At 69.3% G+C, this 26,578-nt stretch carries 17 protein-coding genes and 1 pseudogene; 7 read left to right on the top strand and 11 right to left on the bottom strand.

Annotated features, from left to right (window positions below; all coding sequences use genetic code 11):
* Position 1 precedes the first annotated feature (1 nt).
* The 4 genes and pseudogenes from IF78_RS0111260 to IF78_RS0111245 form a co-directional block, all read left to right on the top strand.
* Positions 2–1,414 (top strand): annotated as a pseudogene (locus tag IF78_RS0111260) (glycoside hydrolase family 2 protein); the annotation flags it as partial.
* Positions 1,411–2,436, top strand: a complete 1,026-nt coding sequence (locus IF78_RS0111255) for a LacI family DNA-binding transcriptional regulator (protein ID WP_031480422.1) — start codon at positions 1,411–1,413, stop codon at positions 2,434–2,436. The pseudogene IF78_RS0111260 and the gene IF78_RS0111255, both read left to right, overlap by 4 nt.
* 135 nt (positions 2,437–2,571) lie before the next feature.
* Positions 2,572–3,798: a thiolase family protein gene (locus tag IF78_RS0111250; protein WP_031480424.1), complete on the top strand. Its 1,227-nt coding sequence runs from the start codon at positions 2,572–2,574 to the stop codon at positions 3,796–3,798.
* Positions 3,795–5,924, top strand: coding sequence for a 3-hydroxyacyl-CoA dehydrogenase NAD-binding domain-containing protein (locus IF78_RS0111245; protein WP_031480426.1), 2,130 nt, complete (start codon positions 3,795–3,797; stop codon positions 5,922–5,924). Before IF78_RS0111250 ends, IF78_RS0111245 begins: the two co-directional genes overlap by 4 nt.
* 65 nt (positions 5,925–5,989) lie before the next feature.
* On the opposite strand, the gene IF78_RS0111240 is transcribed toward IF78_RS0111245, so the two are convergent.
* On the bottom strand, positions 5,990–7,006 hold the full coding sequence (locus tag IF78_RS0111240; protein WP_031480429.1) for a PLL family lectin: 1,017 nt from the start codon (positions 7,004–7,006) through the stop codon (positions 5,990–5,992).
* A 95-nt stretch (positions 7,007–7,101) separates the two neighbouring features.
* Between IF78_RS0111240 and IF78_RS0111235 the strand changes: the two genes are divergently transcribed.
* Positions 7,102–7,998, top strand: coding sequence for an NAD(P)-dependent oxidoreductase (locus IF78_RS0111235; RefSeq protein ID WP_031480431.1), 897 nt, complete (start codon positions 7,102–7,104; stop codon positions 7,996–7,998).
* A 126-nt stretch (positions 7,999–8,124) separates the two neighbouring features.
* The gene (locus tag IF78_RS0111230; RefSeq protein WP_031480433.1) at positions 8,125–8,496 is read left to right on the top strand and encodes a PIN domain-containing protein; all 372 of its coding nucleotides are present in this window, start codon (positions 8,125–8,127) and stop codon (positions 8,494–8,496) included.
* Between the two features lie 59 nt (positions 8,497–8,555).
* Here IF78_RS0111230 and IF78_RS0111225 read toward each other — a convergent pair whose 3' ends face one another.
* The 10 genes from IF78_RS0111225 to ngcE all read right to left on the bottom strand — a co-directional run bounded on the left by IF78_RS0111225 (position 8,556) and on the right by ngcE (position 22,340).
* Positions 8,556–10,016 (bottom strand): glycosyltransferase family 39 protein, encoded by a 1,461-nt coding sequence (locus tag IF78_RS0111225; RefSeq protein ID WP_031480435.1) that lies wholly within the window; start codon positions 10,014–10,016, stop codon positions 8,556–8,558.
* 94 nt (positions 10,017–10,110) lie between these two features.
* Entirely contained in the window at positions 10,111–11,634 is a 1,524-nt protein-coding gene (locus IF78_RS0111220) for an amino acid permease (RefSeq protein WP_031480437.1), read from the bottom strand.
* Positions 11,635–11,795: 161 nt separating this feature from the next.
* Positions 11,796–13,724, bottom strand: coding sequence for a 1-deoxy-D-xylulose-5-phosphate synthase (gene dxs / locus IF78_RS0111215; RefSeq protein ID WP_031480439.1), 1,929 nt, complete (start codon positions 13,722–13,724; stop codon positions 11,796–11,798).
* A gap of 231 nt (positions 13,725–13,955) precedes the next feature.
* Positions 13,956–15,248 (bottom strand): sugar ABC transporter permease, encoded by a 1,293-nt coding sequence (locus IF78_RS0111210; protein WP_031480441.1) that lies wholly within the window; start codon positions 15,246–15,248, stop codon positions 13,956–13,958.
* Complete coding sequence (locus IF78_RS0111205; RefSeq protein WP_031480443.1) at positions 15,245–16,036, bottom strand: ATP-binding cassette domain-containing protein; 792 nt, start codon at positions 16,034–16,036, stop codon at positions 15,245–15,247. Before IF78_RS0111205 ends, IF78_RS0111210 begins: the two co-directional genes overlap by 4 nt.
* A gap of 206 nt (positions 16,037–16,242) precedes the next feature.
* On the bottom strand, positions 16,243–17,343 hold the full coding sequence (locus IF78_RS0111200) for a sugar ABC transporter substrate-binding protein (protein ID WP_031480445.1): 1,101 nt from the start codon (positions 17,341–17,343) through the stop codon (positions 16,243–16,245).
* A 133-nt stretch (positions 17,344–17,476) separates the two neighbouring features.
* Positions 17,477–18,676: an ROK family transcriptional regulator gene (locus IF78_RS0111195; protein ID WP_031480447.1), complete on the bottom strand. Its 1,200-nt coding sequence runs from the start codon at positions 18,674–18,676 to the stop codon at positions 17,477–17,479.
* Between the two features lie 208 nt (positions 18,677–18,884).
* A complete protein-coding gene (locus IF78_RS0111190; RefSeq protein ID WP_031480449.1) occupies positions 18,885–19,811 on the bottom strand; it encodes a carbohydrate ABC transporter permease in 927 nt (308 codons plus the stop codon).
* A 22-nt stretch (positions 19,812–19,833) separates the two neighbouring features.
* Positions 19,834–20,853 carry a carbohydrate ABC transporter permease gene (locus IF78_RS0111185; RefSeq protein WP_078662397.1) on the bottom strand — a complete coding sequence of 340 codons (1,020 nt, stop codon included), beginning with the start codon at positions 20,851–20,853 and terminating at the stop codon, positions 19,834–19,836.
* Between the two features lie 47 nt (positions 20,854–20,900).
* Entirely contained in the window at positions 20,901–22,340 is a 1,440-nt protein-coding gene (gene ngcE, locus IF78_RS0111180) for an N-acetylglucosamine/diacetylchitobiose ABC transporter substrate-binding protein (RefSeq protein ID WP_031480453.1), read from the bottom strand.
* Positions 22,341–22,822: 482 nt separating this feature from the next.
* On the opposite strand from ngcE, the gene IF78_RS0111175 reads away from it, so the two are divergent.
* A complete protein-coding gene (locus tag IF78_RS0111175; protein ID WP_031480455.1) occupies positions 22,823–26,566 on the top strand; it encodes a GH92 family glycosyl hydrolase in 3,744 nt (1,247 codons plus the stop codon).
* Positions 26,567–26,578: the final 12 nt, after the last annotated feature.

Below are 26,578 nucleotides of genomic sequence, written 5' to 3'. Positions count from 1 at the left end.
CCGGACGCGGCTGCGCCAGGCGGCCGACGCGGGCGTGGATCTCGTACGGATCTGGGGCGGCGGGATCTATGAGCGCGCGGACTTCTACGACGCCTGCGACGAGTTGGGGCTGCTGGTGTGGCAGGACTTCCCGTTCGCCTGCGCGGCCTATCCGGAGGAGCAGCCGCTGCGCGGGGAGGTGGAGGCCGAGGCCCGGGAGAACGTCGTACGGCTGATGCCGCATCCCTCACTCGTGCTGTGGAACGGCAACAACGAGAACCTGTGGGGGTTCCGGGACTGGGGCTGGGAGCCGCGGCTGGCCGGGGACTCCTGGGGGGAGGGGTACTACCTGGGCCTGCTGCCGCGGGTGGTGACCGAGCTGGATCCGACGCGGCCGTACACGGCGGGCAGTCCCTGGTCCGGGTCGTGGGAGCGGCATCCGAACGATCCGGCGCACGGCACGCATCACTCCTGGGAGGTGTGGAACCGGGAGGACTACGCCGAGTACCGCGCGAGCGTGCCGCGGTTCGTGGCCGAGTTCGGCTGGCAGGCGCCGCCCGCGTACGCCACGCTGCGGCGGGCGCTGCCGGGTGAGGTGCTCGCGCCGGACTCGCCCGGCATGCTGCACCACCAGAAGGCGGACGACGGGAACGAGAAGCTGAGGCGGGGCCTCGAGCGGCATTTCGCCTTGTCCGAGGGGGATCCGGAGGGGGACTTCGACCGCTGGCACTACCTCACCCAGGTCAACCAGGCGCGGGCCGTCGCCGCCGGAATCGAGCACTGGCGGTCGCACTGGCCGGTGTGCGCGGGCACGGTGGTCTGGCAGCTCAACGACTGCTGGCCGGTGACGTCCTGGGCGGCGATCGACGGGGACGGGCGGGAGAAGCCGCTGTACCACGAGCTGCGGCGGCTGTACGCGGACCGGTTGCTGACGCTTCAAGTGCGGGAGACGAGGCTGGAGTTGGCGGTCGTCAATCAGGCGGCGCAGGAGTGGGCGGGGGCGGTGCGGCTGCGGCGGATGTCCGTCGAGGGGGTGGTGGCCGGGGAAGCGAGCGTGGGGTTCGGTGCCGAGGGGCGGGCGGTGGCCCGGGTCGCCGTACCGAAGGAGCTGGAGCCTGTCGGGCCGAAGGAGTTCCTCGTGGCGGACGCGGACGGTCTGCGTGCCGTGCACTTCCCCGCGCCGGACCGGGAAGTGCCGTATCCCCGGCCGGAGTTCGAGGTCGCTCTCGTGCCCGGTGGAATCGCGGTCAAGGCCCGCACCCTCGTACGGGATCTGCTGCTCCAGGCCGACCGGCTGCACCCCGATGCCCGGGCCGACGGGGGGCTCGTGACACTGCTGCCCGGCGAGGAGGTGACCATCGGTGTGCGCGGCTGGGAGACTCCTGACGCCGAGACCGCCCGATCCGCCCTGTACTGCATGGAGCCCTCCCGATGACGACCTCCCGCGTCACCATCAAGGACGTCGCCGCCCGCGCCGGCGTGTCCAAGGGCGCCGTCTCCCTCGCCTTCAACCACAAGCCGGGGCTGTCGGAAGCCACCCGGGACCGGATCTTCCGGGCCGCGCGGGAGCTGGGCTGGGCGCCGAACCTCACGGCGCGGACGCTGGCCGGTTCGCGGGTGGACGTGGTGGGGCTGGCGATCTGCCGGCCGGCCCGGCTGCTCGGCCTCGAACCGTTCTACATGGAGTTCGTCTCGGGCGTGGAGAGCGTCCTGGCCGAGCACTCCTGCTCGCTGCTGCTGCGGCTCGTGCGGAACGTGGAGGAGGAGGTGGGGTTGCAGGACGTCTGGTGGCGGGGGCGGCAGATCGGCGGGGCGATCCTGGTCGACTTCCGGCCCGACGATCCCCGGGTGGCGGCGGTCGAGCGGCTCGGGATGCCGGTGGTGGCGGTCGGGCACCCGTCGCTGACGGGCGGGCTGACGTCGGTGTGGACCGACGACGCGACCGCCGTGACGGAGGCGGTGCGGTATCTGGCCGCGCTGGGGCATCGGCGGATCGCGCGGGTGGGGGGTGCGGCGGCACTGGGGCACACCGCGATCCGTACGGCCGCCTTCGACGAGGCCGCGGGGGCGCTGGCGCTGGCCGGGGCATGGCAGGTCGCGACCGACTTCTCGGGCGATGCGGGCGCGCGGGCGACGAGGTCCCTGCTCACGGCCGCGCCGCCCGATCGGCCGACGGCGATCGTGTACGACAACGACATCATGGCGGTGGCGGGGCTGTCGGTGGCGGCGGAGATGGGGCTGTCGGTGCCGGGGGATGTCTCGTTGCTGGCGTGGGACGACTCTCAGCTGTGCCGGCTGACGCATCCGACGCTGTCGGCGATGAGCCATGACGTGCACGGGTTCGGGGCGGACGTGGCGCGGACGCTGTTCGGGGTGATCACGGGGGACGGGCCGGGGTCGCATCCCGTACCCACTCCCGTACTGACTCCGAGGGGCTCGACGGCACCCCCGAGGTGAACACCGGGTGTGACCTTCGCCGCTCCCGCCTCCAGGACTGTGCAGCTACGTTACCCACAAGTAGCATGAACCTGAGCGCGCGCTCAGCGCTTGCGCAGTGCAGCAGTGCCATCCCGCATCTGGAGGAGAGCCATCGTGCCTCGTACCGTCAGGGACGTCGTCTTCGTCGACGGCGTCCGCACCCCGTTCGGCAAGGCGGGCCCGAAGGGCATCTACCACGAGACCCGCGCCGACGACCTTGTCGTGAAGGCGATCCGGGAGCTGCTGCGCCGCAACCCCGGTCTCGACCCCAAGAAGATCGACGAGGTCGCCATCGCAGCGACCACGCAGATCGGTGACCAGGGGCTCACCATCGGCCGTACGGCCGGCATCCTCGCCGGTCTGCCGCAGTCCGTGCCCGGCTACTCCATCGACCGTATGTGCGCCGGTGCCCTGACCGCCGTCACCACGGTCGCGGGCTCCATCGCCTTCGGCGCCTACGACGCCGTCATCGCCGGTGGTGTCGAGCACATGGGCCGCCACCCGATGGGCGAGGGCGTGGACCCGAACCCGCGGTTCGTCAGCGAGAAGCTGGTCGACGAGTCGGCGCTGTTCATGGGCATGACCGCCGAGAACCTGCACGACCGCTACCCGCACATCACCAAGCAGCGCGCCGACGAGTACGCGGTGCGCTCGCAGGAGAAGGCCGCCAAGGCGTACGCCAACGGCAAGATCCAGGCCGACCTGGTGCCGGTCTCGGTGCGCCGCACCAACCCGGAGGCCGGCGAGACGGGCTGGGGCCTGGTCACCGCCGACGAGCCGATGCGCCCGGGCACCACGCTGGAGAACCTCTCCGGTCTGAAGACGCCGTTCCGCGTGCACGGCCGGGTCACCGCCGGTAACGCGGCCGGTCTGAACGACGGCGCCACCGCCTCGATCATCGCGTCCGAGGACTTCGCCCGCGAGAACAACCTCCCGGTGAAGATGCGCCTGGTCTCCTACGCCTTCGCGGGCGTCGAGCCGGAGGTCATGGGCTACGGCCCGATCCCGGCCACGGAGAAGGCCCTCGCCAAGGCGGGTCTGTCGATCGAGGACATCAACCTCTTCGAGATCAACGAGGCCTTCGCCGTCCAGGTGCTGGCCTTCCTCGACCACTACGGCATCGCGGACGACGACGAGCGCGTCAACCAGTACGGCGGCGCGATCGCCTTCGGTCACCCGCTGGCCTCGTCGGGTGTGCGTCTGATGACGCAGCTTGCCCGCCAGTTCGAGGAGCAGCCCGAGGTCCGCTACGGCCTGACCACCATGTGCGTCGGCTTCGGCATGGGCGCGACGGTCATCTGGGAGAACCCGAACCACAAGGACGCCGGAGGCGACAAGTGAGCACCACCGCTGAGCTCCTGAAGGGCGCGGCCGAGCTGTTCCCGGACGAGGTCGTGACGTCCGCGCACGTACGCCACCTCGACCTGCCGTTCGGCGCCGGGCGCTTCGCGCTCATCACGCTGGACAACGGCTTCGACCACACCAAGCCGACCACCTTCGGTCCGCAGTCGCTGGCGAACCTCGACAAGGCCATCGACCAGGTCGAGGCCGAGGCCGCCGCCGGTGACATCGTCGGTGTCGGCATCACCGGCAAGCCGTTCATCTTCGCCGTCGGCGCCGACCTCAAGGGCGTCGAGCTGCTGAAGGAGCACAAGGACGCGCTGGCCATCGGCAAGGGCGGCCACGAGGTCTTCAAGCGCCTCGCGGCCCTCGCCGTGCCGACCTTCGCGTACTACAACGGTGCCGCGATGGGCGGTGGCGTCGAGGTCGGTCTGCACTGCAAGTACCGGACCGTGTCGAAGGCGCTCCCGGCGTTCTCGCTGCCCGAGGTCTTCCTCGGCCTGGTCCCCGGCTGGGGCGGCTGCACGATCCTGCCCAACCTGATCGGTGCGGACAAGGCAGTCCAGGTCATCATCGAGAACAGCCTCAACCAGAACAAGCAGCTCAAGGGCCAGCAGGTCTTCGACCTCGGCATCGCGGACGCCATCTTCGAGGGCGCCGACTTCCTGGAGCAGTCGCTGATCTGGACCGCCCAGGTGCTGAAGGGTGACGTCGAGGTCGAGCGTCCGGTGATCGACCGCGGTGAGGCCTGGGACCAGGCCGTCGCCAAGGGCCGCTTCATCGCCGACGGCAAGGTGCACGGCGCCGCTCCGGCCGCCTACCGCGCCCTCGACATCATCGCCGCCGCCAAGAACGGCGACCTCCAGCAGGGCTACGACGCCGAGGACAAGGCCCTCGCCGACCTGATCATGGGCGGCGAACTGCGTTCCGGCATCTACGCCTTCAACCTGGTCCAGAAGCGCGGCAAGCGCCCGGCCGGTGCGCCGGACAAGAACCTGGCGCGTCCCGTCACCAAGGTGGGCGTGGTCGGCGCGGGTCTGATGGCCTCGCAGCTGGCTCTCCTCTTCCTGCGCCGCCTCGAGGTGCCGGTCGTGCTGACCGACATCGACCAGGAGCGCGTGGACAAGGGTGTGGGCTATGTCCACGCCGAGATCGACAAGCTGCTCGGCAAGGGCCGTATCAACCAGGACAAGGCCAACCGCCTGAAGGCCCTGGTCACCGGTGTGCTGGACAAGGCCGAGGGCTTCGCGGACGCGGACTTCATCATCGAGGCCGTGTTCGAGGAGATCGGCGTCAAGCAGCAGGTGTTCGCGGAGGTCGAGGCGGTCGCCCCGGCGCACGCCATCTTCGCGACGAACACCTCCTCCCTCTCCGTCTCGGAGATGGCGTCGAAGCTGAAGAACCCCGAGCGGGTCGTGGGCTTCCACTTCTTCAATCCGGTCGCGGTCCTGCCGCTGCTGGAGATCGTCCGCGGCGAGAAGACCGACGACGCCTCGCTGGCCACGGCCTTCGCCGTCGCCAAGAAGCTGAAGAAGACCGCGGTGCTGACGAAGGACGCCCCGGCTTTCGTCGTGAACCGCATCCTCACCCGCTTCATGGGCGAGATCCAGAACGTCATCGACGAGGGCACGCCGGTCGAGGTCGCCGAGAAGGCCGTCGAGCCGCTCGGTCTGCCGATGTCGCCGCTGGTGCTGCTCGAGCTGGTCGGTCCCGCGATCGGTCTGCACGTCTCGGAGACCCTCAACCGGGCCTTCCCGGACCGCTTCACGGTCTCCCCGAACCTCGCGGCCGTCGTCAAGGCGGGCAAGCGCGGCTTCTACGTCTACGACTCCGGCAAGCCGGAGCTTGACCCCGAGGTCGCCGCGCTGCTGAAGCAGGGCGATGTCGTCCTGACGGAGGAGCAGGTCCGCGACCGCGTCCTCGACGCCGTGGCGCAGGAGATCGGGCTCATGCTCGACGAGGGCGTCGTCGCCGAGGCCCAGGACATCGACCTCTGCCTGATCACGGGCGCCGGCTGGCCCTTCCACCTGGGCGGCATCACGCCGTACCTGGACCGCGAGGGTGTCTCCGAGCGCGTGAACGGCAAGAAGTTCCTGGCGCCGGGCGTGGCGTCGGTTCCGGCGTAACACGACTCGCACACCAGTGAGGGCCCCTGCTCCGGCAGGGGCCCTCATGCGTGTGCGGGCGGTCGTCAGACCTCCCGCCACGTCTCCAGCGCCAGCCCCGGCTCGTCCTTGCGCCGGCTGACCAGCAACTGCCCGGTCGACGGCGACAACGTGGCCGCCACCACCCGCTCGTCCTCGTCCACCGCCAGCGCGACCACCGCGTCCGCCGGAAGCTGCGGGCCCGATTCCGTCCACCACGCGCCCGCCGACTCCTGCTGCGTCGGATACGCGGCGAAGGCGACGCGGCCGCTCGCCGAGCGCTGGGCGAGCAGCGTGCAGTCGTGGCCGTCGAGTTCACAGCGGATCGCGGAGACCGGGCCGGGGCCGGCGGAGGCCAGCAGGGTGACCGGCTTGGTGCCCGGGCGCCAGGCGCACAGGTCGCCGGAGTCGTCGGCGTAGAAGAGGGTCGTGTGGTCCGCAGAAGTGGCCAGGGCGCGCAGGGTGCCCGGGCGGACCGGGGTCTCCATCGCCTCCTCCAGGACCGGGACACTGCCCGGCTTCTCCTGCCGCCAGTGCAGGAGGGCGCCGGGGACGGCCGCGTACAGCTCGACCCGCCCCGACTCCCCCGTCACGGCGGCCAGCAGGTCGTCGACCTCACGCCCCTTGAGGTCACGCCACGGCCCCCAGCCGCCGACCTCCTTCTGGCCCCGCATGCTCACTCCGCCCGCCCTGTTGCGGACGAAGACATGGGCCCGGCCCTGCGCGTCGACCGTCACGGCCGGCGTGCCGGTGCGGTCGCCGGACTGGTCCGGGTGGCCGATGGAGATCCAGTCCAGGGCGGCCAGGCGCGGCCGGAAGTGCGTGGAGTGCACCAGGCCCGCCTCACCCGGCTTGGTGGGACGCCAGGCGGCCAGATGGGCGTAGGCGTCGGCGCCCTGGCCGACCGCGGGGCCGGGGCGCAGCTTCTGGTCGCCGCCGACCTTGCGCGGGGGTTCCCAGGGGCCGCCGGGTCCGAGTTCCGCCCGGCACAGCACGGCGTCGTCGGTCGGCAGATAGACGCTGAGGCGGCCGTCGCGGCCGCGGATGAGCCAGTCGCCGTTCACCGGTTCACTCTATTCGGCGTGGGGGCGGCCCGGCGGCCCGACCCCGGGCAAGCTGGATCACGGCAACGTCCGTACGAGAACAGGAAGTCGACGTCATGACCGACAAGCTCACCGTGAGCGTCCTGGGCACCGGCATCATGGGGGCCGCGATGGCCCGCAACCTGGCCAGGGCCGGGCACACCGTCCGCGCCTGGAACCGCACCCGCGCCAAGGCCGAGCCCCTGGCCGCCGACGGCGCCCTGGTCGCCGACTCGCCCGCCGAGGCGGTCCAGGGCGCCGACGTCGTCCTGACCATGCTGTACGACGGCCCCGCGACGCTGGACGTGATGCGTGAGGCGGCGCCGGCACTGCGCTCCGGGGCGGCCTGGGTCCAGTCGACGACGGCCGGCATCGAGGCGATCTCCGACCTGGCCGCCTTCGCCCGCGAGCACGGCCTCGTCTTCTACGACGCCCCGGTGCTCGGCACCCGCCAGCCCGCCGAGGCAGGTCAGCTGACAGTCCTGGCGGCGGGGCCGGTCGCGGGGCGGGAGACGGTGACGCCGGTGTTCGACGCCGTCGGCGCCCGTACGGTGTGGACCGGCGAGGACGGCGGGGCGGGCACGGCGACGCGGCTGAAGCTGGTCGCCAACAGCTGGGTGCTCGCGGTCACCAACGCCGCCGGCGAGGTACTGGCCCTCGCCAAGGCCCTCGACGTCGACCCCCAGCACTTCTTCGAGGTGATCGACGGCGGCCCGCTCGACATGGGCTACCTGCGGGCCAAGACCGGGCTGGTGCTGAACGGCGGGCTGACCCCGGCCGCGTTCGCGGTGACCACGGCGGGCAAGGACGCGCGGCTCATCGTGGAGGCGGGTGAGCGGTACGGCGTACGCCTGGATGTGGCCACGGCGAGTGCGGAGCGCTTCGAGCGGGCGGCTGCGCAGGGGCATGGGCACGAGGACATGGCGGCGGCGTACTTCGCCAGCTTCGACGAGGAGGGGACGGCCGAGGAGTGAGCCTTACGGCTCCCGGACGCCGTGGGGCCCTGGCGGTGACGCCGCGGGGCCCCGGCCGTGAAGCTGTAGAGCTCCGGCCGTGAAGCCGTAGAGCTCCGGCCGTGAACGCCATGCGACCCTTGCCCCATGAATGAGGACGCTCCCCTGCTCGTGATCGTCGACGCCGCGAACGTCGTCGGGTCGGTGCCCGACGGGTGGTGGCGGGACCGGCGGGGGGCCGCGGAGCGGTTGCGGGATCGGCTGGCGGTGGACGGCGTGCCCGGGCGGCCGGGGGCCGTGGAGATCGTGCTCGTGGTGGAGGGGGCCGCTCGGGGGGTGGACTCCGTGCCTGGGGTGCGCGTGGAGGCGGCTGCCGGGAGCGGGGACGATCACATGGTCGAGCTCGTCGCCCGGGCCGGTGGGCGGCCCTGCCTGGTGGTGACCGCGGACCGGGAACTGCGGCGCAGGGTAACGGAGTTGGGGGCGGAGGTGGCGGGGCCGCGTACGGTACGGCCGTGAGTGCCCGGCGTGGGGGCTGAGCGGGGAGAGCGGCGCAGCCCGGGCGCAGGCTGCGTACGTCAGCCAGTACCCCTCCTCACGTACACCACCGCCCCCTCCACCACCCCCACCTCCTCATACCCCGCCGCCAGCAACCGCCGCAGACCCGGCACCCTCTGCGGCCCGTACGGCTTCCCCCGCGAGTCGTCGACGACCAGTGCCGGCGCCCGCTCGGTCATCTCCTCCCGGAAGACCGCCCAGGTCCCGTCGACGGCGTATCGCTCGCCGACCTGCGGTCCGTCCCGCCCTCCGCTGTAGTTGGTGAGGAGCCCGGCCGTCAGGTACCGGCTGGCGGGTCTGCGGTCGGCCAGCCAGTAGGTCTCGGGGTGTATGCCCCAGACCAGGACCCGGTCCCGTGGATCCGTCCGGCTCGCCATCTCGTCCGCGAGCCGCCTCGCGTGGTCGAGTTCGGGTCGGGGTGCGATCAGCCCCCAGCTCAGGAACAGGGCACAGCAGCAGGCCGAGGTCACAAGGGCGTGGGTCAGGCGGTCGCGCGGCAGGAGCTGGAGGGCGGCCGTGGCCAGCAGGGCCAGGGGCGGGAGGAGTTGCAGGTAGTAGTGGCCGAAGAAGTGGAAGCCCAGCGCGACCGCCCCGGCCGACGCGGCCAGCCACAGCCACAGGTCCGCCGCACCGGTGCGGGCCGGCCGCAGGGCCCGCAGCACCGGTGGGATCAGTCCCGCGCAGCCCAGCGCGAGGATCGCCGTGTTCGTCAGGCACCGTGCGAGGACGTGGATCTCGGACCCGGCGAAGGAGGCGTACGCCCCTGATCCCGTGACCGTCCAGAACAGGAACCCCGCCGGGTCGGTCACCGCGGCCACGCCCAGGACCGGCACCACGACCCCGGCGCCCAGCCGCGCCAGTCCCCCGGCCCGTACCTCCCCCGCCGACACGCACAGCCATACGACCGGCACCAGCACCGCCCCGCCGGTCTGCTTGGCGAGGAACGCGGCCGCGACGGCCAGGCCCGCCGCACCCCACCGGTGCCGGTCGGCGCACCACATGGCCGCCGCCGTGCAGGGCAGCATGAATACCCCGAAGGTCGCGGCCTGGGCATCCTCGGGGTTGAGCCCCACCGACACCAGCAGATAGAGCACCCCGGCGGTCCCGCCCGCCGTGTCGCCCCAGCGGCGGCGCGCCAGCGAGGCCAACAGCGCGGCGGTCAGCAGCTGAGCCGCGACCGCCAGGACCCGCACCGACGTGAGCGATCCGGAACCGGCCACCGCGAACGCGGCCTCGTACAGCCACGGCACCAGCGGCGGCTTGCGGTCGACGACCGTCTCGTACAGCTCTCCGCCCCGCGCCAGCATCCGTGCCTGTACGGCGAGATAGCCCTCGTCGGGATTCCACAGCGGCCGGGTGAAGGACGGGAGGCGGGTGACGCAGGCCAGCAGGGCCAGGGCGGGCAGCAGCCGTCTCCAGTAGCGACGTCCCGCGCGCGGTTCGGGCCCGGAGCGTGGCGGTGCGAGGAGCTCGGCGAGCATGGGGTGAACGCTATCCGGCCCCGCAGTCCCTGCCTGAGCAGGACATACGGGGCCGGAGAGTCGTGGTTGACCGCCCGTCGACCGGGCGGCTCGGCTACGGGGTGTCTCCCTTCGGCGGCTTGATGACCTCACCGACGGTGGTCTCCTCATGCCGTCCGAGGCGGCTGTGGGAGCGGCCGTAGAGGAAGTAGACGAAGAACCCGGCCGCCATCCAGATGGCGAACCGCACCCATGTCTCGGCGGGCAGGTTGATCATCAGCCACAGGGAGGCCAGCACCGACAGGATAGGGATGACCGGAACCCACGGGGTGCGGAAGGCCCGGTGCAGGTCGGGGCGGGTCCTGCGGAGGATGATCACGCCGATCGCCACGACCACGAAGGCGAACAGGGTACCGATGTTCACCAGGGCGGCGAGCTCGGTGAGCGGGGTGAAGCCGGCGAGGATGGCGATGACCACGCCGAGCAGGATGGTCGGCCGGTGCGGGGTCTTGTACTTCGGGTGGACGTGGGAGAAGAAGCGGGGCAGCAGTCCGTCGCGGCTCATGGCGAAGAAGACGCGGGTCTGGCCGAGAAGCAGGATCATGCAGACCGTCGTCAGGCCGACCGCGGCGCCGAAGCTGATGAAGCCCGCGAACCAGGGATGCCCGGTGGCCTTGAAGGCGTCGGCGAGCGGGGCGTCCACGGACAGCCGGCTGTAGTGCTGCATGCCGGTGACGACGATGGACACGGCGACGTACAGGGCGGTGCAGATGACGAGGGAGCCGATGATGCCGCGCGGCATGTCGCGCTGCGGGTTCTTGGTCTCCTCGGCGGCCGTCGCCACCACGTCGAAGCCGATGAAGGCGAAGAACACGACCGAGGCCGCGGTGAAGATGCCCATCACGCCGAAGTTGGAGGGCGCCCAGCCGAACATCAGCTGGATCAGTGGTGCCTGGAGACTCTCCCCGGCCTCCACGGCCTTCTGCTTCGGGATGAACGGGTCGTAGTTGTCGCCGTCGATGAGGAAAGCGCCCGCGATGATCACGGTCAGGACGACGGTCACCTTGATGGCGACGACGAGCGACGTGATCCGCGCGGACAGCTTCATGCCGAGTACGAGGATGAAGGTGAGGACCAGGACCAGCGCGGCGGCGAGGATGTCGAAGCCGAAGTCGCCGGCGCCCTCTCTGCTGCCCAGCGCCGCGGGCATCTCCCAGCCCGCGTTGTCCATGAGCGACTGGACATAGCCCGACCAGCCGACGGCCACCACCGCCGTACCGAGCGCGAACTCCAGGACCAGGTCCCAGCCGATGATCCAGGCGGGCAGTTCGCCGAGGGAGGCGTACGAGAACGTGTACGCGGACCCGGCGACCGGCACCGTGGACGCGAACTCGGCGTAACAGAGCGCGGCCAGCGCGCAGGCGACACCGGCCGCGACGAACGCCAGGGCCACCGCGGGCCCGGCGTTGTTCTTCGCGACGGTGCCGGTGAGCACGAAGATGCCGGTGCCGATGATCACGCCGACGCCGAAGACGGTCAGATCCAGCGCGGACAAGGACTTCTTGAGCGCGTGCTCTGGCTCCTCGGTATCGAGGATGGACTGCTCGACTCTCTTCGTCCGGAAGAGTGTGCTGCTCACGGTCATACCTCCCACGCTTGTCGTCCTCGACATGATCGAGAGGGGGCGTGGTACGCATGCCCCGGCACGGGTGGATTCACACAGATGGGCCGGTTTCGCCACCAGCATGAGTGGCGAACCGGCCCATCCGGCCGTACCGGTGTTGTGGTTTCCCGGTGGGGTCAGTCCCGGGCGGGCTCCACCGAGTCGACCTCGGCCGCCGTACGGTCGAACCGGCCGTCCAGCCTGGCGACCAGGCCGGTGACCTGGCGGGCGATGTCGGGGGCGGTCAGGCCGATCTCGGCCATCACCTCGGCGCGGGAGGCGTGGTCGAGGAAGCGCGGCGGGATGCCGAAGTCACGCAGCGGGACGTCGACGCCCGCGTCGCGCAGGGCCTGCGCGACCGCCGAGCCGACACCGCCGACGCGGCTGTTGTCCTCGACGGTGACGACCACCCGGTGCCGCTCGGCGAGCGGGGCCATGGCCTCGTCGACGGGCTTGACCCAGCGCGGGTCGACGACGGTGGTGGAGATGCCCTGCTTGTCGAGGAGCGAGGCGATCTCCAGGCACATGGGGGCCAGCGCACCGACGGAGACCAGGAGCACGTCGGGCGTGTCGGTGCCCGGCTCGCGCAGCACGTCCATGCCGCCCACGCGCCCCACGGCGGGTACGGCGGGGCCGACGGCGCCCTTGGAGAAGCGGACGACGGTCGGCGCGTCCTTGACCTCGACGGCCTCGCGCAGCTGCGCCCGCACCTGGTCGGCGTCACGCGGGGCGGCCAGCCGCAGCCCGGGCACGACCTGGAGGATCGACATGTCCCACATGCCGTTGTGGGAGGCGCCGTCGGTGCCGGTGATACCGGCGCGGTCGAGCACGAAGGTGACACCGCACTTGTGCAGCGCCACGTCCATGAGGACCTGGTCGAAGGCGCGGTTGAGGAAGGTGGCGTAGACGGCGAAGACGGGGTGCACACCGCCCGTCGCCAGGCCCGCCGCGGACACGGCGGCGTGCTGCTCGGCGATGCCGACGTCGTAGACGCGCTCGGGGAACCGCTTGGCGAACTTCTCCAGGCCGACCGGCTGGAGCATGGCCGCGGTGATGGCGACGATGTCCTCGCGCTCCTGGCCCAGCTTGACCATCTCGTCGCCGAACACGGACGTCCAGTCGGCGCCGCTGCTGCTGATCGGCAGTCCGGTGTCGGGGTGGATCTTGCCGACGGCGTGGAAGCGGTCGGCCTCGTCCTGGAGGGCGGGCTGGTAGCCGCGGCCCTTCTCGGTGAGGCAGTGCACGATGACCGGCCCGCCGAACCGCTTGGCCCGCGCGAGCGCCGACTCCAGCGCCTCGATGTCATGTCCGTCGATCGGCCCGACGTACTTCAGCCCGAGGTCCTCGAACATGCCCTGCGGCGCGATGAAGTCCTTGAGCCCCTTCTTCGCCCCGTGCAGCGTCTCGTAGAGCGGCTTGCCGACGACGGGCGTGCGGTCGAGGATCTCCTTCGTCCGGGTGAGGAAACGCTCGTAGCCGTCGGTCGTCCGCAGCGTCGCGAGGTGGTTGGCGAGGCCGCCGATGGTCGGGGCGTACGACCGCTCGTTGTCGTTGACGACGATGACGAGGGGGCGGTCCTTGGCCTCGGCGATGTTGTTCAGCGCCTCCCAGGCCATGCCGCCGGTCAGGGCGCCGTCACCGATGACGGCCACGACATGGTCGTCGCGTTTGCGCAGCTGGTTGGCTTTGGCGAGGCCGTCGGCCCAGCCGAGGACCGTCGACGCGTGGCTGTTCTCGATGACGTCGTGCTCGGACTCGGCCTGCGAGGGATAGCCGGACAGACCGCCCTTCATCTTCAGCTTGCTGAAGTCCTGGCGGCCGGTGAGCAGCTTGTGCACATAGGACTGGTGACCCGTGTCCCACAGCACCTTGTCCCTGGGCGAGTCGAAGACCCGGTGCAGGGCGATGGTCAGCTCCACCACACCGAGGTTCGGGCCGAGGTGGCCGCCGGTCTTGGAAACCGCCTCGACGAGGAAGGTACGGATCTCCTCTGCCAACTGGTCCAGCTGCTCAGGGCTGAGCCGGTCCAGATCGCGCGGTCCCGTGATGCGGGTCAGCAGCGGCACCCGTGCCTCCTTGCAGTAGAGCTGTTCGAGCTGTTGCCGGGCTTGTCGAGTCTAATGTTCCGCTCAGGCGGAAGGTTCCCGGGCCGGGGTTGGCACATCACGCAATCGGCCCTACCCAACAACGCGCTGTACTACAACGCCGCAAAGGGGCGCGGGGAACTGCGCGACCAGCCCACACGGACCGGCACCCGCCAGTTCACCCACGCCCCTACGGCGCCACGGCGTTCCGCGCTACGCGCGCCCCGCGGTCTTCTGCGTCTTGCGCGTGATGGAGTCGATGACCACTGTGGTCAACAGAACACCCGCGGTGATCATGTACTTCACCGGCTCGGCGATGGACTCCAGCTGCAGCCCGTACTGGATCGACACGATCACCAGCACACCGAGCAGCGCGTTCCAGGTCCGCCCACGCCCACCGAACAGCGACGTACCACCGATGACGGCCGCGGCGATCGCGTTCATCAGCAGGTCACCCGTACCGGCGCTCTGGTTGGCGGACGCGATCTTCGAGGCCAGGAACAGACCGCCGATGGCAGCGAACCCGCCCGAGATCGCGAACACCGAGATCCGCACCGCGGTCACGTTGATACCCGCACGCCGGGAGGCCTCGACGCTGCCACCGAGCGCGAAGATCTTGCGGCCGTACGACGTACGGCGCAGCACGAAGTCCGTGGCGACCAGGAACACGAGGAAGATCACCGTGGCGAGCGGCAGCCCCTTGTACTGGTTGTACATGAGCGCCGCGGCGAAGGAGACCACACCGAGCAGCACGGTCCGCAGGATCGTGTCGCTCAGCGGCCGGAACGGGATCCCCACGGCCTCGCGCCGGCGGTTGCCGAGGAACGAGGTGATGAAGAACAGCCCGGTCACCACGGCCGCCAGGCCGTACGCGGCGGCGACGTCCGTGAAGTAGTACGTGGTCAGCTGGCCGATCAGACCGTCGCTGTCGAGGTTGATCGTGCCGTTCTCGCCCAGCGTCTGGAGCATGAAGCCAAGCCAGAAGAGCAGACCCGCCAGGGTGACGGCGAACGCGGGAGCGCCGAGCACCGCGAAGAAGAAGCCGTGCGCCGCGCCGATGGCGGCGCCCGCGGCGACGGCGAAGAGCACCGCGGCCCACTCGGGCCAGCCCTGGTTGACGGCGAGGACGGCCGCGATGGCGCTGGACGCGCCGCTGACCGAGCCGACCGACAGGTCGATCTCGCCGAGCAGCAGCACGAACACGATGCCGACGGAGATCATGCCCGTGCCGACCATCGTGATGGTGATGTTGCTCAGGTTCTCCGCGGAGAGGAACGCCGAGTTCAGGCTCTGGAAGATGACACAGATGGCGATCAGACCGAGGACGACCGGGATGGAGCCCAGCTCACCGGCCTTCATCTTGCGCTTGAACTCGCCGATGTAGCCGGCCAGGCCCTGCTCCTGGACCAGGAGCCGGGGGTCGACCGCGGTCACCGCGGCCGCGGCGGCCTCGGTGTTCACGACCTCGTGGTCCTGCGGCGTGGTGGAGGTCTTGTCGATGCTCACTTGGAAACCTCCCCGGTCGTGCGCGCCGCACGGCGGGTCACGGCGTTGTCGGTGGCGCCGGTGATGGCGGAGATGATCTCCTCCTGCGAGGTCGTCTTGACCTCGAAGACGCCGTTGTTGCGACCCAGGCGAAGGACCGCGACCTTGTCCGCCACGGCCTTGACGTCGGCCATGTTGTGGCTGATGAGGATGACGGCGTGCCCGCGCTCGCGCAGCCGCTCCACCAGGTCGAGGACCTGGGCGGTCTGCTCGACACCGAGGGCCGCGGTGGGCTCGTCGAGGATGACCAGCTTGGGCTCGCCGAGCATGGAGCGGGCGATGGCCACGGTCTGGCGCTGACCGCCGGAGAGCGAGGCGATCGGGATCCGCACGCTGGGGATGCGGATCGACAGCGTCTGGAGCAGCTCGCGCGAGCGGCGCTCCATCTCGACCTCGTCGAGGACGCCGCGCTTCTTCAGCTCGCGGCCCAGGAAGAGGTTGCCGACGACGTCGATGTTGTCGCACAGCGCGAGGTCCTGGTACACCGTCGCGATGCCCAGGTTCTGGGCGTCGTGCGGCCGGTTGATCGAGACGGCCTTGCCGTCCCATTCGATGACGCCCTCATCGATGGGGTGCACGCCGGCGATCGTCTTGACCAGCGTGGACTTTCCGGCGCCGTTGTCGCCCACCAGGGCGACCACTTCACCGGCGTGGACCTCAAGCTCTACGTCGGTGAGCGCCTGAACGGCACCGAACCGCTTGGAGACCCCGCGCAACGCCAGCACGGGCGTAGCGGACACGTGAACCATCTCCTTCGCCGCCTGACCCGGCGGAAGGGTTGTGCAGAGAATGCAGGGTGGGTGGGCGGGGGTTACCCGCGGGGTTCCGTCCGGCGCCCCGCACCGAGCTTGCGGGGCTGACGTATGCGCGGGGCGCCGGAGGAGTCTGGAGCAGTCATGTCCCGTGCGGGAATTCGAGGATGAATTCCCGCACCTGGAAAGGGACCTGGGGCTGCTTACTTGATGCCGAGCTTGTCGCAGGCGGCCTTGTACTTGCCGGTGCAGATCTCAGCGGCCGTGTAGACGCCGTCCTTGATGACGGTGTCGTTGATGTTGTCCTTGGTCAGCGAGGTGACGTCCACGAGCACGGACGGAACGGCCTTCGCGCTGTCGCTGTCGACCTTGTCCTTGGCGATGGAGTCGAGCGACTTGCCCTGGGCGAGCGCGACGGCCATCTCGGCGGCGGCGCTGGCCTCGGGGGCGTACGGCTTGTAGACGCTCATGTACTGGTCGCCGGCGATGATGCGCTGCACCGCGGCGAGTTCGGCGTCCTGGCCGGTGACCGGGATGTCGCCGATGCCGGCGGCCTTCAGGGCGGTGATGATGCCGCCCGCCATGCCGTCGTTGGCGGAGTAGACGCCGATGATCTTGTCCTTGCCGATCGCCGAGATCGCCGACTCCATGTTGGAGTTGGCGTTCTCCGGCTTCCACTCCTTGGTGTCGTACTCCTTGCCGATGTTCACCTTGCCGTCGAGGGCGGAGTGCGCGCCCTCCTTGAACATGGCGGCGTTCGGGTCGGTGACGGAGCCGTTCATCATGACGATCTGGCCGTCCTTGGCCTTGTCGCCCAGGGCCTTCAGCAGGGCCTCGCCCTGGGTCTTGCCGACCTGCACGTTGTCGAACGAGGTGTAGGCGCTGATCGGGCCCTCGGCCAGGCGGTCGTAGGCGACGACCTTGATGCCGGCGTCGACGGCCTTCTGCACGGAGTTCTTGATCGCCTTGGCGTCGACGGCGTCCAGGATGAGGACGTCGACCTTGTTGGTGATCATGGTGTCGACCTGCTGGGCCTGCAGGTTGGCGTCCTGCTTGGCGTTGTTGTAGTCGACGGTGGCCTTGCCGTTCGTCAGCTCCTTGATCTTCTCCTCGATCAGGGGCCGGTCGAACTTCTCGTAGCGAGCGGTCTGGTTCTCGGGGAGCAGGAGACCGACCTTGATGTCGTCGCCCTTGGCGGCGGTGGCGGTGGAGTCGTTGTCGCCGCCCGCTTCCTCGGCGCTGCCACAGGCAGCCAGCGAGATGGCCATCGCACCTGCGGCAACGGCAACGGCGGCACGACGCATACGCGTGTTCACTTCACAAACCTCCCTGACGAGGCCGCGTCGTTGCGGCCGAGGTGGCTGGAAGTCAACTCGGCCACACGTGCGACGTCAAGAAGTAAATCCTTAACGGGTTGGCAACGGTGCCATCCGTTCTCTAAGTGAAGGCAGGCGCAGCCGCATGGAGAGTGCTGTCCAAAAGGGTTGAATCGCCCATCTCGCTGAGCGCGAGAGCGAGCGCTCCGAGCACCTCCGCACGACCGCCAAGTGCCCCGGGAAGAACGGACAGTTGACGTGCCGCGCTGGGAATGGCGTAGCGGCTCACGGACTCCCGGATCGGCCCGAGGACCAGCTCGCCGGCCTCGGCGAGATCACCGCCGAGGACCACCCGGCTCGGGTTCAGGAGATTGCAGAGATTGGCGACTCCACTGCCGATATGGCGGCCGACGTCGGCGATCACCCGACGGCAGCCCGGGTCTCCGTCCCTGGCCAGCCGTACGACGCCCTCCATGGTCAGATCGGTGCCGTGACTGGACTGGAGGAGCGGCAGCACATAGCGGGCGGCCGCGAAGGTCTCCAGGCAGCCCCGGTTTCCGCAGCGGCAGACCGGGCCGGATTCATCCAGGGTAATATGCCCGATTTCTCCAGCTGTGCCGCCGGGGCCCCGGTAGATCTTGCCGCTGATGACCAGACCGGCACCGACACCGCTGGCGACCTTGATGTACGCCAGATCCCGCACGCCCCGCCCGCTGCCCCAGACCAGCTCGCCCAGGGCACCCAGGTTGGCGTCGTTGTCCACGTGCACGGGCACGCCGAGCCGGCCACGCAGCTCCTCGGCGGGCTTGGTGCCGGTCCAGCCGGGCAGGATGGCGGTCGAGCCGAGGGTGCCCGACTCGACGTCGATCGGGCCGGGGACACCGAGACCGACCCCGGCGATCTTGGAGCGGTCGACGCCGGTCGCCGCGATCAGCCGGTTGACCAGCTCCTCGGCCCGGTCGAACCCCTGGGTCGAGGAGGCGTCGACGTCCAGCGGCTCGGACTCCTCGGCCAGTACCTGGTGGGCGAGGTTCCCCACCGCGACGCGCAGATGGGTGTGGCCGAAGTCGACCCCTATGACGATGCCGGCGTCCCCGCTCAGCGAGACGCTGCGGGCCCGTCGGCCACCCGCCGATGTGGGCGTGACCTCGACCGTTCCGCCGTCCTTGAGCTCCCGGACGATATTGGAGACCGTCGCCGCGGACAGACCCGTGGTCCTGGCGATCTCCGCCTGGGTGAGGGATCCGGCCAGCCGGACGGCCCGAACGACCCGCTCCAGGTTGGCTCGGTGCAGCGATGACTGCGACCCCGGAGTCTCCACGACGACCTCCTGCGCGCGGGGCCGCTTCGGTGAGACCCCGTTCGTGTCCAACTAGTGAACTCTAAGCTGAGCCGTTCGGGTTGCCTCCCGTCAAGAGGTTGAACCGGATCCGGGGATGTGCACACGCGCACGCGAGCCACCCCTGTGTGGGGTGGCTCACTATGACGCGGGGTGATGCGGCGCTTACGCCGAGGTAAACGGAGAGCGATTACTTCAACGCACCGGCCGTGAGGCCGGCCTGCACCTGGCGCTGGAAGACGGTGTACACGACGAGTACCGGGAGGGTCGCGATGGTCAGCCCGGCGAAGAGCCCCGACCAGTCGCCCTTGTAGCCCTGGCTGACCGCGAGTGTCGCGAGGCCCTGGGTGAGCAGATAGCGGTCCGGGCTCTCGGTGTTGAGGGCCATCGGCAGGATGTACTGGTTCCACTGGCCGAGGAAGTTGAAGATCCCGATGCTGATCAGGCCCGGTTTGGCCATGGGCAGCATGACCTGGAAGAAGACCCTGCTGTGGGAGGCGCCGTCGATCATCGCAGCCTCCGCGATGGACCCCGGCAGTGTGCGGAAGAACGCCGTCATGAAGAAGGTCGTGAAGGGCAGCGAGTAGGCGATGTAGACGAGGATCAGGCCGTGCGGGGTGTTCAGCAGGGCCAGGTTCTTCAGGACGAAGAACAGCGGGACGATCGCCATGATCACCGGGAAGGTCATACCGCCGACGAACAGGTAGTAGACGAACCTGTTGCCGGGGAAGTCGAAGCGCGCCAGGACGTAGGCGGCCATGGACCCGAGCAGCATCGTGCCGAGCACCGACGGGACCACCACGACCAGTGAGTTGACCGTGAACTGGCCGATGTTGGCCTTGGTCCAGGCGCGGGCGAAGGCGTCGAAGCTGATGCCGTCCGGCAGCGACCACGGGCTGTCCAGGATCTGCCCCGAAGTCTTGAAGGCGCTCATGAACGCCCACAGAAGCGGGCCCGCGGCCATGACGGCCCACAGGACGAGGAACGCGTGCGAGAACACGTTGAGCGTCCTGCCCTCACCCCCGGCCGACTTCCCGGACCGGCCGGCGACGGCCGCCGGCCGGCCGGGACCCGCCTTCGACGGGGTGGCGACGTCGGTGGGTTCCGCGGTGGTCATCGTTGCGTTCTCCCCGCTCATCTCAGAATTCGAGCCGGTCACGGCGGCGGCCGATACTCAGCGCGAGCACCGCGAAGATCATGGTGACGACGAGCATCGCCACACCCACGGCGGTGGCGTAGCCGGCCTGCCCGTCCCGGAAGGCCTTGTTGTACATGTACACCGGGAGCACGAGCGTCGAGTGGTCCGGCCCGCCCTGGTTGACCGTCATGATCATGACGTAGGCGAAGGAGGTCTCCAGCGCCATGATGCCCGCGTACACATACGCGGTCTGGATGTTGTCCCTGATCAGCGGCAGGGTGACCCGGAAGAAGGTGGTGACCCGGCTCGCGCCGTCCAGGAGGGCGGCCTCGTAGATCTCCTTGGGGATCGAGCCCATCGCCGCGGAGAACAGCACGACGTAGAAGCCGACGTTCGCCCACACCATCACGGCGAGCACACAGAGCAGGGCGATGCCGGGGTCGCCGAGCCAGTTCTGCTCCAGGGAGGAGAGCCCGAGGGCGTCCAGGACGCCGTTGAGCAGACCGCCCTGCGGGTTGTAGATGTTGCCCCACAGGACCGCGACGATCGCGATCGACAGCACCTGGGGGAAGAAGTAGAGGATCTTGTACCCCTTCGAGCCCCGGACGCCGGTGGCCGCCTGGCCCTGCTTGTGCCGGCCGCCGGCGCTGAGCATGAAGGCGAAGAACAGGCCCATCCCGATGGCGAGCACCGGCATGCCGATGAGGAGTACGAGGTTGTGCTGCAGCGACTTCCAGAACAGGTCGTCCTCGAACAACTTGCTGAAGTTGTCGAAGCCGACCATCGTGAAGTCGCTGCTGTAGCCCGTCCAGTCCGTCAGCGCGTAGTAGAAGGTCTGGATGAACGGCGAGACGACCAGCACCGCGTAGAGGGCCAGCGGCACCGCCAGGAACCCCGCGATGAACCGGTACTTGACGAAGGTCCGATAGCGGGGCGAGGACTTGAAGCCCCCCTGCCCGGCCGGCTTCCCCGGTGTGGGCCTCGCGGTGCCCTTGGTCACCACCCGGCTTTCAGTCGCCATACTCGCCCCGCTCCATGCTCGTACTCCTCTCGCCCCGAAGCGAGCACTCAGGCGTGCTTGTACTTCTTGATGGAGTCGTCCTTGGCCGTCTTGTCGGCGGCGGCCTGGATCTTCGTGATCGCCTCGTCGGGCTTCATCCGCCCGGCCATCATCTCGGCCAGCGCACCGCCGACGTCCTCCTTGTGCAAGGTCTGGTACCAGTCGGGCAGGCGCGGGTTCACCACGTTCTCCCCCGCGGCGTCGAGCGCGGCGCTCGACGAGGCCAGGCCGGGCGGCAGCGACATGCCCTCGGTCGCGCCCTGCACACAGGTGAGGGACTTGACGAGCTTGGCGAAGTTCTGGGCGTGCTTCTTGCTGAGCATGATGCGCAGCAGCTCCATGCCGCCGTCGACGTTCTTCGCCTGCTGGGGGACGATGAACGGCTCACCGGCCTGGGCCCAGATGGTCTCGAAGGGCATCTTGTCGGAGGCGTCGAGGCTGGACGGGGGGGCCATCGTCATCTCGAAGTCCTTGGGCGTGGTCGGCGCGGCCTCGTTCTCCACCCATGAACCGTTCGGGATGAACACGGCCTTGCCCTTGGTCCACTGGGTCTGCGACTGGATGTGGTCCAGGCCCGGCGTGCCCTTGAGGACGTATCCCTTGGCGGCGAGCTCGTAATACGCGTCGAACGCCTTCTTGACCGCGTCCTGCTTCCACGCATTGGGCTCCAGGTTGTCGATGCTCTTCATCACGTCCCACCCGCCGATCTTGGCGATGAACGGGTAGAGCGTGAACGGGATGTAGTACGGGTGCTTGCCGGCGTACGTCCAGCCGGCGATGCCCTTCTTCTTCGCCTTCGCACACAGGGCGAGCATCTCGTCCCAGGTCTTCGGATACTCCCAGCCATTGTCGTCGAGCAGCTTCTTGGAGTACCAGACGCCGAACGTGGTGAAGGCGTAGTTCAGGCGATAACACTTGTCGTCGCCGTACTGGCCCATTTCGATGGTGCCGGGAACGAGGATGTCCCGGACCTTCTTGCCCGGATCGTCGAAGGACGGGGCGTCCAGCAGCGGGGTGAGGTCGGCGAGCTGATCCTTGGAGATCAGGGTCGCGGCGTCCATCGCCTTTGCTCCGGAGTTGTCGATCACGTCCGGCGGGTTGCCGCCGACCAGGCGGGGCTGGAGCAGGGGCTGGATGTCCTGAGTGGCCGTGAACTTGACCTTGCCGAAGGACCTCTCGTAGTCCTTTATCGCGTCCTCGACGTACTGGGTGCCGAAGCCGCCGTCGAAGATGACGGCCTCCATGGCCGCCTTCTCGTTGACGCCGAGCGGGTTCTGCTCGGTCTTCTCGCCCTTGTCGACCTTGTCACCGTCTCCGCCGCCGCTGGCGCAGGCGGAGAGGAAGCTCATCGTGGGTACGGAGATCAGACCGAGTGCGGCGGACCGCTTGATCAGATCGCGACGGCCGACACCTGCGTCGCCGTTGTTCTCGGTGGTCGTGGATCCCATGCTCAAGTCCTCGCCTTCTCCAGGACTCAGGCGGTGAACCGGATCCTCCCCGGCACCGCGATCGGGTCCTAGGTCCTGTCGCCACATTCCCGCCTGCCCGGCGACGCCTGGCAGGCGGGAATCTGACGACAGGACCTAGCTGGGGTCGTGCAGGAAGTGCGGAATCATGTGAAGTGCCGACAGGTATAGTCCACTTCCCGCCAGCGGAGCAAGATCGAATGCAAGGTTGGCCGGTGGTCTTTTCCGAGTTGAGACCTCGCGGAAATATGAGTGGCCTGTGCGCCGCTTGCCGGAAAAATCCGCGGCATAGGCCCCGAAAGCCACAGGCAACGCCCTTGACAATACTCGGCACTTGAGCCACAACTGATCCTTGCGCAGCGAAGTTGACAACGTTGTCCCGTGCGCAGGGAGGGTACCCGTTGAAGCAGCAGAGAGCTCGGCACAGATGGGGTACGGCGGTCGTGTCGGCGACCGCCTTTTGTGTGGCCGTGGGCTCGCAGGGCGCGGCGGTCGCCCTGCCTCAGGCACCCGCGGCGGCCGACCGGGGGTTCGCGTCCTCGTTCGAGGCCGGCGACCCGGCACCCGACTGGCTCAATACCGTCGACACCGCGCCGGACGGCACCAAGCGCGCCTCGGGCGTCGACGGCGGCTACAGCAGCGGCATTCCGGGCAATGTGACCGACCATGTCACGGACGTGCGGGCGAACGGCGAGAACACCGGCGGCGGGGAGGTGAAGGAGAACCTCGTCGACGGGGAGTCGAGCAGCAAGTGGCTGGTCTTCGAGCCCACCGGGTGGGTGGAATTCGACCTGGACAAACCGGCCCGAATAGCGAAATACGCGCTCACCTCGGCCAATGACTACGCCGAGCGCGACCCCCGGGACTGGACCCTGCAGGGCTCCACGGACGGCAAGGAGTGGAAGACCCTCGACACCCGCTCGGACGAATCCTTCACCGAACGGTTCCAGACAAAGACGTACGACCTCGCGGAACCGGCCGAATACCAGTACTTCCGGCTGGAAGTCACCGAGAACAACGGCGCCTCCGGCATCCTCCAGCTCGCCGACGTCCAGTTCTCCACGGGCGGCAGCGAAGGCCCGGTCCCACAGGACATGCTCTCCCTCGTCGACCGCGGACCGAGCGGCTCCCCCACCGCGAAGGCGGGCGCCGGCTTCACCGGCAAGCGGGCGCTGCGCTACGCCGGCCGGCACACGGCGGACGGGCGGGCGTACTCGTACAACAAGGTCTACGACGTGAACGTGGCCGTCGGCCGCGACACCCGCCTGTCCTACCGCGTCTTCCCGTCGATGGCGGACCGCGACCTCGACTACGACGCCACGAACGTCTCCGTCGACCTCGCCTTCACCGACGGCACCCACCTCAGCGACCTGGGCGCCACCGACCAGCACGGCTTCCCGCTGTCGCCGCGCGGGCAGGGCGCGGCCAAGGTGCTGTACGTCAACCAGTGGAACCACGTCGCCTCGCGGATCGGCTCGGTCGCGGCGGGCAAGACCGTCGACCGGATCCTCGTGGCGTACGACTCCCCCAAGGGCCCGGCGAAGTTCCGGGGCTGGCTGGACGACATCACGTTGAAGACCGTCGCGCCGGAGAAGCCGAAGGCCCACCCGTCCGACTACGCGCTCACCACCCGCGGCACGCTCTCCAGCGGCGGTTTCTCGCGCGGCAACAACTTCCCGGCGACGGCCGTGCCGCAGGGCTTCAACTTCTGGACGCCGGTGACGAACGCGGGCTCGCTGAGCTGGCTGTACGACTACGCCCGCTCGAACAACGACGACAACCTGCCGACGATCCAGGCGTTCAGCGCCAGCCATGAGCCGAGCCCCTGGATGGGCGACCGGCAGACCTTCCAGGTGATGCCCTCGGCGGCCTCCGGCACCCCGGACACCGGGCGCGAGGCGCGCGAGCTCGCCTTCCGGCACGAGAACGAGACGGCACGGCCGTACTACTACGGGGTCCGGTTCGAGAACGGGCTGAAGGCGGAGATGGCGCCGACCGACCACGCGGCGGTGCTGCGCTTCACCTATCCGGGTGACGACGCGAGCGTCCTCTTCGACAATGTGACGGACCAGGCGGGGCTCACGCTCGACAAGGAGAACGGGATCGTCACCGGCTACTCGGACGTGAAGTCCGGGCTGTCGACGGGGGCGACCCGGTTGTTCGTGTACGGCGTGTTCGACAAGCCCGTCACCGAGGGCTCCGCCGGCGGGGTGAAGGGACACCTGCGCTTCGACGCCGGCGACGACCGGACCGTCACGCTCCGCCTCGCCACGTCCCTCATCAGCATCGACCAGGCGAAGGACAACCTGCGCCAGGAGATCCCCGACGGCACCTCCTTCGACACCGTGAAGTCGCGCGCCCAGCGCCAGTGGGACCGGCTGCTCGGCAAGGTCGAGGTGGAGGGCGCGACGCCGGACCAGCTGACGACGCTGTACTCCAGCCTGTACCGGCTGTACCTGTACCCCAACTCCGGCTTCGAGAAGGTCGGTTCGACGTACCGGTACGCGTCGCCGTTCTCCCCGATGCCGAACCCCGACACCCCGACGCACACCGGCGCGAAGATCGTGGAGGGCAAGGTGTACGTCAACAACGGTTTCTGGGACACGTACCGCACGACCTGGCCGGCGTACTCACTGCTGACGCCGAGCCAGGCCGGCGAGATGGTCGACGGGTTCGTGCAGCAGTACAAGGACGGCGGCTGGACCTCCCGCTGGTCCTCCCCCGGGTACGCGGACCTGATGACCGGCACCTCCTCGGACGTCGCCTTCGCGGACGCCTACGTCAAGGGCGTCGGCTTCGACGCGAAGTCGGCGTACGACGCGGCCGTGAAGAACGCGACCGTCGTACCTCCGTCGTCCGGTGTCGGCCGCAAGGGCATGGCGACCTCGCCGTTCCTCGGCTACACGAGCACCGAGACGCACGAGGGCCTGTCGTGGGCGCTGGAGGGCTACCTCAACGACTACGGCATCGCACGGATGGGCCAGGCCCTGTACAAGAAGACCGGCGACAAGCGGTACATGGAGGAGTCGGAGTACTTCCTCAACCGTGCCCGGGACTATGTGAACCTCTTCGACTCCGAGGCAGGCTTCTTCCAGGGCCGGGACGAGAAGGGTGACTGGCGCGTCGAGTCCTCGACGTACGACCCGCGGGTGTGGGGCTACGACTACACGGAGACGAACGGGTGGGGCTACGCCTTCACCGCCCCGCAGGACAGCCGGGGCCTGGCGAACCTGTACGGCGGCCGGAGCGGGCTCGCCGACAAGCTCGACGAGTACTTCGCCACCCCGGAGACGGCCTCGCCCGACTTCGTCGGCTCCTACGGCGGTGTCATCCACGAGATGACCGAGGCGCGGGACGTCCGGATGGGCATGTACGGCCACTCCAACCAGGTCGCCCACCACGCCATCTACATGTACGACGCGGCCGGGCAGCCCTGGAAGGCGCAGAGGAACGTCCGTGAGGTGCTGTCGCGGCTGTACGTCGGCAGCGAGATCGGGCAGGGCTACCACGGTGACGAGGACAACGGCGAGCAGTCGGCCTGGTTCCTGTTCTCCGCGCTGGGCTTCTACCCGCTGGTGATGGGCAGTGGTGAGTACGCCATCGGGTCGCCCCTGTTCACCAAGGCGACCGTCCATCTGGAGAACGGCCGCGAGCTGGTCGTCAAGGCACCGAAGAACAGCGCCCGCAATGTGTACGTGCAGGGCCTGAAGGTCAACGGCGTTCCGTGGAAGTGGTCTTCGCTGCCTCACTCGGTGATCGCGAAGGGCGGCGTTCTGGAGTTCGACATGGGTCCGCGGCCCTCTTCCTGGGGCACCGGCAAGAACGCGGCGCCCGTGTCGATCACCCAGGACGACAAGGTACCGACGCCTCGGGCGGACGTGCTGAAGGGTGACGGGGAGCTGTTCGACAACACCTCGGCGACCCAGGCGAGCGTCACTTCGGTGGATCTGCCCGTGTCCGAGGGCGCCAAGGCCGTGCAGTACACCCTGACGTCGCCGTCGGACCGGACGAAGGCGCCGACCGGCTGGAAGCTCCAGGGGTCTGGCGACGGCACCACCTGGCAGACCCTCGACGAGCGCTCCGGGCAGTCCTTCGCATGGGACCGGCAGACACGGGCGTTCACCGTGGGGTCCCCGGGTACGTACGGGAAGTACCGCCTGGTGCTCGACGGCGAGGCGGTGCTCTCGGAGGTCGAACTGCTCGCCTGAGCAGGCGAATTG

Origin of the sequence: Streptomyces bicolor, assembly GCF_000719285.1 — a bacterium.
Taxonomy (GTDB): Bacteria; Actinomycetota; Actinomycetes; order Streptomycetales; family Streptomycetaceae; genus Streptomyces; species Streptomyces bicolor.
This window is presented reverse-complemented; position numbering and strand designations above follow the sequence as displayed.

Bases quoted from the DNA above. Each gene is read 5' to 3' on its own strand.
- IF78_RS0111255 (WP_031480422.1), top strand. From the start codon at position 1,411: ATGACGACCTCCCGCGTCACCATCAAGGACGTCGCCGCCCGCGCCGGC.
- ngcE (WP_031480453.1), bottom strand. From the start codon at position 22,340: ATGGGATCCACGACCACCGAGAACAACGGCGACGCAGGTGTCGGCCGT.
- IF78_RS0111225 (WP_031480435.1), bottom strand. From the start codon at position 10,016: ATGCTCGCCGAGCTCCTCGCACCGCCACGCTCCGGGCCCGAACCGCGC.
- IF78_RS0111235 (WP_031480431.1), top strand. From the start codon at position 7,102: ATGACCGACAAGCTCACCGTGAGCGTCCTGGGCACCGGCATCATGGGG.
- IF78_RS0111200 (WP_031480445.1), bottom strand. From the start codon at position 17,343: ATGCGTCGTGCCGCCGTTGCCGTTGCCGCAGGTGCGATGGCCATCTCG.
- IF78_RS0111190 (WP_031480449.1), bottom strand. From the start codon at position 19,811: ATGACCACCGCGGAACCCACCGACGTCGCCACCCCGTCGAAGGCGGGT.
- IF78_RS0111230 (WP_031480433.1), top strand. From the start codon at position 8,125: ATGAATGAGGACGCTCCCCTGCTCGTGATCGTCGACGCCGCGAACGTC.
- IF78_RS0111205 (WP_031480443.1), bottom strand. From the start codon at position 16,036: ATGGTTCACGTGTCCGCTACGCCCGTGCTGGCGTTGCGCGGGGTCTCC.
- IF78_RS0111185 (WP_078662397.1), bottom strand. From the start codon at position 20,853: ATGGCGACTGAAAGCCGGGTGGTGACCAAGGGCACCGCGAGGCCCACA.